Source organism: Paenibacillus sp. FSL R5-0519, assembly GCF_037974275.1.
Lineage (GTDB): Bacteria > Bacillota > Bacilli > Paenibacillales > Paenibacillaceae > Paenibacillus.
Genome location: NZ_CP150234.1, coordinates 3,394,637 through 3,407,920, shown reverse-complemented (window position 1 = coordinate 3,407,920; position 13,284 = coordinate 3,394,637). Strand labels below are relative to the sequence as shown.

Below are 13,284 nucleotides of genomic sequence, written 5' to 3'. Positions count from 1 at the left end.
GTGCGGAGAAGCACATGGAAAAAACGCAAATCGATCATCATGGGCATGATCTGCCTCCTGTTGTTCGTTCAAGAGGCATCGTATGTGAGTGCAGACGGTAAAACGGATGCGTATCATTACTCCTTCTGGGGTGACGCAGTTCCGGCACCAGCGGCATATGAGGCAACAACCATTATCACCGGCAAGAAGCTGAACACGATTCCTATGAAAGAGCCAAGCGACATGCATGTTACCGCCAATCAGCACGTCTTTGTGCTTGATTCGGGCAATGGCCGCATTATAGAGATGGATCGCAACCTCAAGCTGGTACGGACGATTGATTCATTTAAGCAGGAAGGCAAGGAAGATCATTTTAAAAATCCACAGGGATTGTACGTTAGCGATCAAGGCCATCTGCTGGTCGCGGATTCGGATAATCATCGGGTCGTACATTTGGATGAAAAAGGCACGCTGGTCAAGATTGTCGCAGAGCCCAAATCAGACCTGTTAAAAGCGGATTTTCAATTCAAACCTATGCGTGTTGTTATGGACAAGGGGGAGCGTATCTACGTCATGGCCGAAGGCGTATTTGATGGATTCATGGAGTTCAGCGCCGACGGTACGTTCTCGTCATTTATTGGAGCAAACAGAGTTCAGGTAGACCCGGTGGAGTATCTATGGAAACGCTTCGCCACACGTGAGCAGCGCAGTCAGATGGTTATGTTCACTCCGACGGAATTTACCAATCTGGATATGGATGAAGAAGGCTTCATCTACGCGACTAGCGGGGATCGGGGCAAAGATCCGGTCAAGAAGCTGAATGCACAGGGCACAGACATTTTGCGCAGAGAAGGCTATCAGACCCCGCAAGGTGATATGGTGTATACCCAGGAAGCCGGGCCATCCCGTCTGATTGATGTGGACGTGGGGGACAGTGACATGTATTCCGTACTGGATTCCAGCAAGGGCCGAATCTTCACCTACAATGGAGACGGGTATCTGCTCCATATTTTTGGCGGCATCGGAAACCGCCTTGGCCAGTTTAATACACCTGTTGCGCTGGAACGTGCGGGAGACCGGATGTTAGTTCTGGATAAAGCACTTGGCGAAATCACCGTCTTTCAGACAACTGAATATGGACGCACGCTCCATGAAGCAGTTCGCAGTTATTATAACGGTGACGAGGAGCAGTCCAGTGTACTGTTTGCTAAAGTTGCCGAGATGAACGCCAATCTGGAATATGCTTATGCGGGAATCGGCAAAGCACTGCTTCGTCAGAAGGAATACGGCGAATCTGCGAAATACTTTAAGCGCAGTATGGAACCTAAAGGTTATTCCAAAGCTTTTCTTTTGTATCGCAAAGAGCTGATGCGTGAGCATTTTTCATGGATGATGTCCGGTTTATTCCTGGCTGTCGCTGCGTTTGTTACCGTCATCATCGTTCGCAGGCAGAAAAGGAGGACAACGAATGCAGGCATCAAGTAAACAGTTATATCAGTACCCGCTGCATCTGATCTTCCATCCGTTTGATGGATACTGGGAATTAAAATATGAGCGCAACCAGAGGAACTCACTGTTGATTGCTTTCATGATTCTGGTACTGCTGGTCATCACCAAAATTTTACATGCCCAATACAGCGGTTTTCTGATTAATCTCAGTAATCCCAAATACCTGAACAGTCTGCTCGAAATGGTATATGTGATCGTGCCGGTCCTCTTCTGGTGTGTGGCCAACTGGTCGTTAACCACCTTGATGGACGGGGAAGGCAAGTTTTCTGAAATTTTTATGTCAACCTGTTTTGCACTGGTGCCTCTTTTCCTAATCCATTTTCCGTGGATCTGGCTGAGTCTTGTGATCTCTGCACAAGAAACTGCCTTTTATTATTTCTCCAATGCACTCGCCGTCGCCTGGACGGTGTACCTGTTATTTGTGGGAAATATGACGGTTCATCAGTACACACCAGCCAAAACGATACTCACGATGCTATTGACACTTGTAGCTATGGCCTTTATGGCATTTCTGTGCCTCTTGTTCTTTAGCCTTGTACAGCAGATTGTATCGTTTGTCGTAACCATCTATCAGGAATTAGTGCTTCGGGGCTAAGGGAGGAGGAGAATGTGATGAAATATGCCGTAGCCAAAAAAATAACAGGAATGCTGCTCGCGGGCAGTCTGCTGCTCAGCGGATGTCAGTTCTCGTCAGCACCACTGACCAACCAGGTGGTATCTGCCGCAGACCAAGCGGACGTTCCCTCCCTGCCTCCCGGAGAAAAACTGAAATCATCTTTCAGTAATACCCGCCTTCCAGGCATGATTGGCATTGCACAGAATGATCAGCTTCAGCTGTTCATTCACGAAGAGACTGCCGAGATTGCAGTGATTCACATGCAGAGCGGGCAGATCTGGCGCAGCAATCCTGCAGATCGTGAACAGGATGGAATTGCCGCAGGGATAAACAAAGACCTGTTGTCTTCACAAACCAAGCTCAGCTTCTTCAACAGTCTGGGTCAGAGCAGCACGGTGAATTCTTACACGGACAGTGCCGCACACAAGCAGATCAGCTTCGAGTCACTGCCAAACGGCGTACGGGTGAATTACCAGTTTGGCAGCACCGAGCGATCCATTGAAGATTTGCCGATGAAGATCAGCAAAGAGCGTTTTGAGCAAAAGCTGCTTGCACAGTTGGATAAGACCGGGCAACGGGCCTTGAAGGTCGGATATGCAGAGGACAAAGAAGAAGGTACTTACGTCCGGATTGATAAGGCGATGCAGGGACTTCAGTTGTCCCGAGCGTTGAAAGCCTTTGACACAGCCGGTTACACACCGGAGGACCTGGCTCAGGATCATGCCGAGTTCGGCATTGAACAGGAACGTAGCGGACCGCGGCTGTTCATGATCACGATGGAATATGAGCTCGATGGAGAGGATCTGTTAGTTCGTGTTCCTTCATCAGGCATTCATTTTCCGGAGGAATATCCGATCAATAACATATCCATACTGGAGTATTTTGGTGCCGGAGGATTGAATGAAGAAGGCTCCATGCTGTTGCCGGACGGATCGGGGGCTCTTATCCATTTTAATAATGGGAAGTTGCAGTATCCTGCCTATCAACAAGATATTTACGGACCGGATATGACCATGAAACTGCGGGAAGCAAGTTCGAATGAAGCCAAAGCCCGATTGCCGGTGTTTGGACTTATTCGGAAAGAGGGGGCGTTCCTGGGTATTGTTGAGGAAGGGGATGCCGTTGCCGTTGTGAATGCCGATATCAGCGGCAAGCTAAACAGTTATAACAACGTATATCCAAGCTTCTATGTTGTGAACAAGAGCGATGTGACACTTCAGGCAAGCGATATGGTTCGTACACTTCCGAAATTTCAGAAGAATCCGACCGTGTCCGACTTCGCCGTTCGATACGCTTTTGTAGGGGCGGATAAGGCCTCGTACTCCGGGCTTGCCTCTCTTTATCGGGATTATCTGATGCAAAATGGCGGACTTCCCGAGCTGAGCGCCAGTAAGGCTCAGAATGACGTTCCGTTTTATCTGCAACTGTTCGGTGCCATGACAACAAGCCAGCATATGTTGGGCATACCGTACGATTCAACGGAGGCTCTGACGACGTTTGATGAAGCCAAAAACATCCTCACTACCTTGAAGGAGAAGAAGGTATCCAATATACAGGTTCGCTATGCCGGGTGGTTTAACGGCGGGCTTTACCATAGGATGCCCGATTCCATTCACGTGGACGGTGCTGTGGGTGGCAAAAAGGGATTGCGGGAATTCAGTGCATTCACCAAAGAAGCAGGCATCGGCTTTTATCCGGATATTGCTCTGATGAATGTGTTATCCAAAAAAGGATTTAAACCGTCTAAAGAAGCTTCCCGAACCTTAACCCAGGAACCGGCGGTTATGTATCCGATGAACCAGGCCATACAGCGTCGTGACAGGGATCGTTCACCTTCCTATGTGCTGTCGCCCAACTTGCTGGAGAACGTGACGGCAGAGATGCTGGATGAACTCAAGTCTCTTCAAAAAGATGAACTTACGTTGAGTCTGAATGACCTGGCCGCTCAGCTGAACAGCGACATGAATCCGAAAAAGTTGGTGGATCGAACGGAAGCACTGGGCTCCGTCAAGAAAGCACTCGAACAGATCAAACAGCAGGTAGGCCCTGTCGTTGCGGAAGGCGGAAACGCTTACGCACTGCCATATGTAACTGGGTTGACAGATGCTCCAATGAATAGCAGCCGTTTCAAGCTGGAGGATGAAGAGATTCCATTCTATCAGCTCGTTGTACACGGCAGCCTTAGTTATACAGGCATGCCATACAATCTTTCTACTTATACGGACGCAAGACAATACGTATTGAAGTTGATTGAATATGGAGCGAGCCCTTACTTTGCCTGGTTCAATGCACCAAACCATGTTGTGAAAGAAACAGATTATGATCAACTCTATGCGGCGAATTACGAACAATGGATCGATCTGGCTGCTGACATCTACAATGAGGTCAACGACGTAAACCAGTCATTTACGGGACGTTCCATGTTGTCTCATGAATCCATTGAAGAAGGCGTGTTCCGGACCATGTATGAAGGCGGCGGATTCGTAATCGTCAATTATAACGACTTCCCTGTAGATGTTGACAACGTTACAGTGGAAGCCCAAAGCTATGTGACTGGTGGTGAGCAGCTCTGAAGACGCTCCTGAAATGGAAATGGGGAAGTCGTACGTATGCTCAGCAGAAAGCCATGTGGGGCATAATTTACGTGCTCCCCTGGCTCATAGGTTTTGTGTTATTTTTCTTCATTCCGCTGTTAGCCTCTCTGCGATACAGCATGAGTACAATTCAGGCCAACGCGGAAGGCATAGCGATTCAGTTCACCGGTGTCGCTAATTACATTCAGGCGCTAACCGTCAATACGAGCTTCAACCGTGCGTTAATCGAGGCAATCACAGACGTACTCATCAACGTACCCCTAATCGTTATATTCAGTCTGTTCCTCGCTGTCATCCTGAATCAGAAGTTCAGGGGCCGGGCTGTTGCCCGGTCGATCTTCTTCCTACCCGTTATTCTGGCATCGGGAGTAATTATGACGCTGGAGAGCACCAGTCTGATAGAAGCGGTGAACCAGAGCAGTACAGGCGGCAGTTCACTCGGGACATTTGAACTCGAAAATCTGATGGTTAATGCCGGAGTAAGCGACTGGATCGTTACGTACCTGAGCAGCGCCGTAGATCGGATCTATCAGATCGTCAGTCAATCCGGTGTACAGATTTTGATCTTTTTGGCAGGCATCCAGACTATCTCCCCTCAGTTGTATGAGGCTTCGAAGATGGAAGGAGCTACGGGTTATGAAGCATTCTGGAAAATTACATTTCCGATGGTCAGCCCGCTGATTTTTGTCAATGCGATCTATACAATAATCGATTCCTTTGCCAATAATGCCATGACAGAACTGATCCGGGATACCGGCTTCGTCAAGTTCGACTTTGGTTTAAGCTCCGCCATGGCATGGGTCTACTTCCTGGCCATTGCCATCATTCTCGTTATCGTATCCATCATCTTCTCGAAGCGTGTCTTCTATCAAGATTAGAAAAGGGGGGGGCTCTACGTGACAACCTCACGATTATTATCGCTGGAGCATTGGAAAGGCTGGCTGTGGGCCATGATCCGGTTTGTCTTGATTACCGGGCTGTCCTTCGTTATCCTGTTTCCCATATTCCAGAAGGTGTCAACGTCCATCAAGGATAAAGGCGATCTGTATTCCGCAGTGGTAGTGTGGATCCCGCAGAACTTCTCCATCGACAATTTCAAGCAGGCTATCCGCGTCATGGATTACTGGGCAACGCTGTTTAATACATTTGCATTATCTGCAACAACCACACTGCTGACCACTGCATCCTGTGCGCTTGCAGGGTACGGATTTGCCAGACTGAAGTTCAAGGGAAGCAACTGGCTGTTTGCCGGGGTAATCCTGACCATTCTTGTTCCACCGACGACCATTCTGATTCCGGTATACCTGAATCTGAAGAGCTTTGATCTGATGGGACTTATGACGCTTATCACAGGCAAACCGATTAATCTGCTGAACACCTATTGGCCGTTTATTCTGACCGCGATTACAGCCAATTCACTCAAGGCTGGTTTATACATCTTCATTTTCCGGCAATTCTTTCGAGGTATTCCGAAGGAAGTGGAGGAGGCGGCCTATGTGGACGGTGCGGGCATCGGGCGAACATTCTCAACCATTATGTTACCCAATGCGATTCCGTCCATGGTTACGGTCATGTTGTTTTCGTTCGTATGGCAGTGGAATGACAGCTTCTATACAACAACTTATTTGACTTCGAGTAAAGTCATGTCGACCCAGTTGTCATCTCTTCCTTATAATCTGGCTCAGCAGGTTACTGACGGTGCAGCCTCCCAAGCTGATCCGTTCTATCTGAGCATGATTCAGGATACAGGAATTCTTCTTGCGATTCTGCCTTTGATCGTCATCTATCTGTTTGTACAACGATATTTCGTAGAGAGTGTTGAGCGTACAGGAATCGTCGGTTAAGTTCAATTCACCTGTACCTTTGGCGCGGCGATCAGCCTGGATAAGGAAGGAGGGATTCCATGGAACATTCCACTTGTAAAAAGGGGGCTTGCTGCGATCTTTTGCAAAACTGTTCACTTCAGAACCGCAACCCTTCGCTCCGCAGAATTCCCTTGCTGGTATGGAATGGGTTGCGGGAGCGGGCTCCGACCAGAGCGATATGCTGGTTTAGGAATGCGATGACAGCGTTACTTCGCAGTATAGCAAGACATTACATCAGAAGAGGAGGAATTATAGTGAAGAAGATTTTGACATCTTTCAAACTTTTAATCATTCTTGCTTTATTGATCACCATTGTTCCATGGGGAGGTAACCGAGCCGAGGCATGGGTGGGCATGCCGATGGGTAAGCTTCACGTTAACGGCAAAAACCTGGTGAACAGCAACAATCAGCCTGTGCTTCTGAACGGTTGGCATCAACCTTCAGGCGCCTATTGGACATATCAGGATAGCAATTATTACCTCAATCTACACGGTAATAACCGTCATGCAGCTACTCTGGCTTATCTGAAGGACATTACCGATACATTTGCGGATACCAGCCCGAAATACGGAAGCAATCATGGCTGGAATATGAATCAGGTACGTCTGTTTATCGACCGTCAGGATATGGGAGATGTGGCTGCTGGTACATATAACTTTGCCGGTGTGCAGACCGTTACGCAAAATGTCATTATTCCGTATATCCAATATGCCAAGAGCAAAGGCGTATATGTGGTTCTGGGACTCGACTTCACATTGAAGGATGATCAGGCAACAACACCTGCCAACCTGCAAAAATTCAACGAAATCTGGGGTTATCTCGCTTCACGCCCGGAGATCAAAAGTGCAGACAACGTTCACTTCGAACTGATCAACGAACCGGTGAAATCCTATGCCAATGGACATTGGGGTGGATACAACGGGGAAAATGACTTTGTGGATCACTGGAATGACCTGCGTAATTTCCAAAATTCCATGATTTCAACAATTCGCAGCAAAGGTGCGGACAATGTCATCTGGGCGGCAGGTCTGGGATACAACCAATTTTACAGCTTGACGGCAAGTCATCCATTGACTGACCCGCTCAACAACTATGGATATGCGGTTCACTGGTACCCTGGTTATGGCGCATATGACAATTTCTCAATCCTGCAAGACCAGTGGAATACCAACGTGAAGGCAGCCGCTGACAAATATCCAATTAACATTACCGAGGTGACCTGGTTCAAAAACAAACCTGGCGATTCGGCCTATTGGAACCTGTTTAATGGCAGCAATGAAGGTTTCGGTACCAATACCAAAACGATTTTCAATGCAGCAGGCAATGTCAGTATTGCAGCCCATATGAACGGTTTTATTCTAAGTGAAGGACCACGAAGCTCCTTTGCCGATCCAACGGCAGGCCTGAAATGGGACGGGGATGCTTCACGGAGCGCGATGGGACGTTTCCTGTTTGACTGGTATCATGAACGTGCTCAGACTTACCCGGGCGGTGGACAAGGTGGACCGACAACAGGTCTTGTATCTGGTGCGACCTACAAAATTGTAGCCCGGCATTCCAACAAGGTCATTGATGTACCTGGTGGTCTAAACGAGAACAATCTTCAACTCCAGCAGTGGAGCGATCTGGGCGGCAACCCTCAGAAGTGGGTTCTGACTTCGATCGGAAGCGGTAACTACACACTGACAAGTGTGAACTCACCAGACAAAGTCATCGACATTCGCAACGGTACTCTCACCAATGGGGAGGCGGTCCAACTCATGAGCAATCTGAACACAACCGCTCAGCATTTCAAAGTGAACGACCTCGGTAACGGATACTGGAGTATCATCAACGTGAACAGCAACAAAGCGATTGAAGTCGCCAACGCTTCCACGTCGGATGGTGCCAAGTTGCAGCAGAATACCTACACGGGTGCAACAAACCAACAATGGAAATTTGTTGCCGTCAGCAATTAAAAAAACAACCTTTAAAAAACCTTCCCAAGCCATTCCTGGTCTTGGGGAGGTTTTTTGCGTTTATTTTTAATCCTTTGGTATGTAGGCTGTGCGAAGGTAAATTGCAACTATTGTTGTGTGCCAAAGAGCAGAGAGACAATTATTTTCATGCAAGCATTGTACGCTGTAGTACGAAAATGTACCATAAGAAAGAAGTTGTACCTTCACTAAGAAGAAACGCCCGGTGTATCATGAAACAGCTACCTAATCAAAGAGAAATGTAAGCGCTTGATTAAAAAAGGGAGGGTACATATGCAGCTCCTATGGTCCAAATTTTCACCCGTGTTCCGTCGTTTCCTCATTTCCTATCTCGTCATTCTGATGATACCTCAAATTGCGGGATATGCCTCTTATCGAGCATCCATTGAAGCGGCCCGCTCCAGCTCCATTGAGAACAGCTACAAGTCGCTGAGTCTCGGCAAAGAAATCATTGAGCGTAATCTTCTTCAAGTCGAAGCCTTTACTAGACAGCTAGCCGTCAATCCGGATTTGCAAAATTTAATTGCTGGTCCGAAGCCGCATGATCTCTACAATGTATATGGTATGAACCGCATGCAGCGCAGCCTCTCCATGTACAGCAGCACCAATGAATACTTGTCCCATTTCTTCATTCACATTCCAAACTACAATGCCATTATCACACCAAGAACCGTATATTATCGTCCAGAACATTATTATGCTGCCAATCAGCTGGACGGTATGTCGTTTGAACAGTGGTATGACCAAATTTTAAAACAGCCGCACTTTAACGAGATCATACCGCTTCGAAACTATAAACGTGAAATTGTCGGTACCGTGCTTGCAGATGTTCCGGCCATCACGTTTCTGCAATCTCTTCCTCTGAACAGCTTCAACAAACCGCAAGCGACGATTGGTGTCATGATTGATCAGGATAAGATGGCGAGCCTGACTCAAAATATTGTGGATCAATATGGCGGCTGGACTCTCGTCACCGATGCAGAAGGACAGATCATTTTCTCGCTAGGCATTGATCAGGCCGAGGCTAAGCAAGTGGCACAAAGTCAGCGGATCGAAGGTAAAGCTGCCGAAACGGAGCAGAATGCGAAGAATGTACAGAATGTGCAGAGCGTTCAGCCTGGAAGCGATGATCGACTGTTGATATCGATTCAATCCAGTCAAAATGGATGGAATTACATGGCAGGCATTCCCGAGAAAGCACTCATGACCAAAGCGGACCAGATTAAACAAGTCACACTGGCCTTTACTTTGGCAACGATTGCCCTGGGATTACTGTTCGGGTTGGTTCTGGCATATCGGAATAGTGCCCCCGTGTATAAACTGTTGGCCACTTTCCGGGAACACATCACCGATTCTCCCGGCAGACGGGGGAATGAATATGATTTCTTGGCAAGCCATATTAACAATCTGATTGCAAATAATGACTCGCTTACAAATGCCATGAATGAGCAGATTCCATTATTGAGAGACGGTTTTATCAAACGGTTGTTAACCGGGGAATTCTATACCTCCACGGAGCTTGAAGTCATCTCATCACAGGCACACATTTCACTTCATAGCAGCAAGGGCTTAGCAGGTTTGGTGAGAGTAAACGGCTATGCTAATCCGGACAGTGAAGAGACGATTCATGAACTGGGCGTCGCGAGGCTTCTCGTCAAGCAGGTACTTACAGAGTGGAATGCCCAGGTACTGATTACGGATTGGGGAACGGACCAGATTGCTTTTGCTTGCCCATTGGATGCAAATCCACTGAATGAAGCGATGCGAAGATGTGAACAAGAGCTGAATACTTTAATGAAAGTGATCTACAGGGAACATCGGATATCTACAACAATTGGTACAGGTGCAGCGTATGAGGTCTGGAATGATGCAGGTCGCTCATTTGACGAAGCCAAACAAGCCCTGGATTATGGCATTCATATGGGAACAGATCATTTGGTGAGATTTGAAGATACGATGAAGGAAAATGAAATGTTCTATTATCCGATTGAGTCCGAACAGCGCCTGCTGAACACAATCAAAGCCGGGGAGCCAGAAGAGGCGATACGTATTCTGGAGCAATTATTTCTTCGCAATCTGGAGGAGCGGGAACTGTCCTACGAGATGACGCAGCAGTTCATCATGGAGTTGAAAGGGACCTTCCTGAAGCTAGACGAGCCAAAATTCAAGCTGGATGCCTCCCTGCTGGAGGAATATAAAAATCGGGTGAGCTCAATTCAGATGACCGAAACGATCGCTGTGCTGCGCGGAAAGTTTAAGCAGCTGACAGAAGACATTTGCGGTGACTTCCAGACTAGAAGAGCAGGGGCACATGCGGATACGGTGATCGAAATGATTGAATTTATTCAACAAAGTTATGCGGATGCAAACTTGACGATCTATCGAATTGCCGAGTACATGAGCAAGTCGGAGAAGTATATATCCCAACTGTTCAAAGAACATACGGGAGAAAATCTATCTGATTACGTAGAACATGTGCGCATTGAAGCGGCTTCCAACCTGTTGCAGTCCACTGGTCGCACCATTGACGAGATAGCCGAGGCTACCGGGTATAACAGTGCGCATTCATTCCGACGAGCGTTCAAGCGGGTACGCGGCATTTCGCCAAGCGTGTTTCGGAAAATGGACGGTCATAGCGGTTAATGTAGGCTGTTTACAGGGATATATATTCGTATTATGTACGTTTTCAGTGTAACTGTACCTTTACGCCTCACCAGAGAAAATCTTATGATTACCCCGAAAGTAAGCGCTACCAATTGTGATGAAGTTCATTATGGATGGGAGCCTTGAATGGGGGGATGATTCTGAGAACAACAATGACAAGTGAATCGAAGTCCGTAGAAAAGACAAGTAAATCGTCTGCCTTGCAGCGAGCATTATCCAGAAGCTGGAGGCGACATTGGCAGCTGTATCTGTTAATCCTGCCACCAATTGCTTACTTTATTATTTTCAAGTATGTACCGATGGTGAACGCGGTGCTGGCGTTTAAAGATTACAACGTCATCAAGGGAATCTGGGGCAGTCCGTGGGCCGGAACCAAGTATTTTGAATTGCTTTTTCAAAATCCGGCATTCATCACACTCATCAAGAACACGCTTTACATTTCGTTTTACAGCCTGATTGTCGGTTTCCCGATTCCTATATTACTGGCACTCGCGCTGAATGAAATCAAAAACATACGATTCAAAAAAATTGTGCAAATGGTGACATATGCTCCATATTTCATCTCTACCGTTGTAATGGTCTCCATCATTATGCTCTTTCTGTCTCCTCGGTTGGGTATTGTCAATACAATCGCAGGTGCTCTTGGGTTTGAAGCGGTGAATTTTCTCGGAGAGCCTGGACTGTTTCGTTCCATCTACGTCTTCTCCGATGTGTGGCAGGGAATGGGATACTCCGCTGTCATATATCTGGCCGCTCTCGCGGGTGTTGATCCATCCCTGTACGAAGCCGCCAAAGTGGACGGAGCCAACCGAATGCAGAAAATCATTAATGTTGATCTGCCTGGACTGCTTCCGGCAGCCGTCATCATTCTGATTCTGAGTGTAGGCAACATCATGGCTGTCGGATTCGAAAAAATATATTTGCTGCAAAATCCGCTCAACCTGCCTGCCTCGGAAATCATCTCCACGTATGTCTATAAAATAGGATTGCTGAATGCCAATTACAGCTTCGCTACTGCGGTTGGCTTGTTCAACTCGGTAATTAACCTGGTTCTGCTATTAATCGTAAACGCGGTCGCCAAGCGACTGTCCAATACAAGCTTATGGTAACGGGAGCGAAAGGAGGAGAACTAATTCATGTCTAACACACAAACAGATACCGGTCGTTCCCGAATCAGGAGCAGCAGTACAATCCGCGAATCTTGGGGAGATCGCGTATTTATAACGGTTGTTTATTTCATGCTGACGGTGGTGCTGATCGCCGTGTTGTATCCTTTGATATACATTGTGAGTTCTTCGCTCAGCAGTCCTGCTGCCGTCTCCTCAGGAAAAGTCTGGTTGTGGCCCATTGACCTGACATTCGATGGTTACAAGTCTGTATTACGCAATGATCAAGTCCTTACGGGGTATACCAATTCCCTTTTCTACACAGCCTGCGGTACGTTGATCAGCGTGGCTCTGACCATCATGATTGCGTATCCGTTATCCAAAAAAACGTTTGTTGGTCGCAGCTCACTAATGATGTTTATCACCTTCACCATGCTGTTTTCGGGCGGCTTGATTCCAACCTACCTGGTGGTCAAAACGATGGGGCTGATTGATACCCGCTGGGCGCTGCTGATTCCCAATGCTATCTGGGTCTGGCAAGTCATCATTGCACGTACGTTTTTCCAGAATTCAATACCGGAAGAGCTGTCCGAAGCAGCAGACATCGATGGGTGCAGTGACATCCGTTTTATCTTCAGTGTCATCCTGCCGCTCGCCAAACCAATCATTGCCGTGTTGTCGCTTATGTACGCAGTTGGTCAATGGAATGCATACTTCGACGCTCTCATTTATTTGAAATCACAATCGCTCTACCCGCTACAGCTGATATTGCGCAGCATTCTTATTCTGAACAGCAGTACGGGAAATATGGACGCTTCAGAAATGATCAAACAGCAACAGATGGCTGAACTCATGAAATACTCATTAATTGTCATGGCCAGTCTGCCGGTTCTGATTATCTATCCTTTTGTACAACGATATTTCGTGCAAGGCATGTTGATTGGTTCTGTCAAAGGATAGGTTCATTTTATTATT

The 13,284-nt window shown here is 47.3% G+C and carries 9 protein-coding genes; all 9 read left to right on the top strand.

Annotated elements, in window-relative coordinates; all coding sequences use genetic code 11:
* The 9 genes from MKY73_RS15340 to MKY73_RS15300 all read left to right on the top strand — a co-directional run bounded on the left by MKY73_RS15340 (position 1) and on the right by MKY73_RS15300 (position 13,269).
* Positions 1-1,464, top strand: coding sequence for a hypothetical protein (locus tag MKY73_RS15340; protein WP_339261171.1), 1,464 nt, complete (start codon positions 1-3; stop codon positions 1,462-1,464).
* Positions 1,448-2,083 carry a YIP1 family protein gene (locus MKY73_RS15335; RefSeq protein WP_339261173.1) on the top strand — a complete coding sequence of 212 codons (636 nt, stop codon included), beginning with the start codon at positions 1,448-1,450 and terminating at the stop codon, positions 2,081-2,083. The genes MKY73_RS15340 and MKY73_RS15335 overlap by 17 nt, the downstream gene beginning before the upstream one ends.
* Positions 2,084-2,100: 17 nt before the next feature.
* A complete protein-coding gene (locus MKY73_RS15330; protein WP_339302464.1) occupies positions 2,101-4,677 on the top strand; it encodes a DUF5696 domain-containing protein in 2,577 nt (858 codons plus the stop codon).
* 53 nt (positions 4,678-4,730) lie between these two features.
* On the top strand, positions 4,731-5,576 hold the full coding sequence (locus MKY73_RS15325) for a sugar ABC transporter permease (protein ID WP_339302463.1): 846 nt from the start codon (positions 4,731-4,733) through the stop codon (positions 5,574-5,576).
* Between the two features lie 18 nt (positions 5,577-5,594).
* Complete coding sequence (locus MKY73_RS15320; protein ID WP_339302462.1) at positions 5,595-6,542, top strand: carbohydrate ABC transporter permease; 948 nt, start codon at positions 5,595-5,597, stop codon at positions 6,540-6,542.
* A 275-nt stretch (positions 6,543-6,817) separates the two neighbouring features.
* Entirely contained in the window at positions 6,818-8,521 is a 1,704-nt protein-coding gene (locus tag MKY73_RS15315) for an RICIN domain-containing protein (protein WP_339302461.1), read from the top strand.
* A gap of 291 nt (positions 8,522-8,812) precedes the next feature.
* On the top strand, positions 8,813-11,182 hold the full coding sequence (locus MKY73_RS15310) for a helix-turn-helix domain-containing protein (RefSeq protein ID WP_339302460.1): 2,370 nt from the start codon (positions 8,813-8,815) through the stop codon (positions 11,180-11,182).
* A 275-nt stretch (positions 11,183-11,457) separates the two neighbouring features.
* Positions 11,458-12,312 carry an ABC transporter permease subunit gene (locus MKY73_RS15305; RefSeq protein WP_339308615.1) on the top strand — a complete coding sequence of 285 codons (855 nt, stop codon included), beginning with the start codon at positions 11,458-11,460 and terminating at the stop codon, positions 12,310-12,312.
* Between the two features lie 27 nt (positions 12,313-12,339).
* On the top strand, positions 12,340-13,269 hold the full coding sequence (locus MKY73_RS15300) for a carbohydrate ABC transporter permease (RefSeq protein ID WP_339302458.1): 930 nt from the start codon (positions 12,340-12,342) through the stop codon (positions 13,267-13,269).
* The last annotated feature ends 15 nt before the right edge of the window (positions 13,270-13,284 follow it).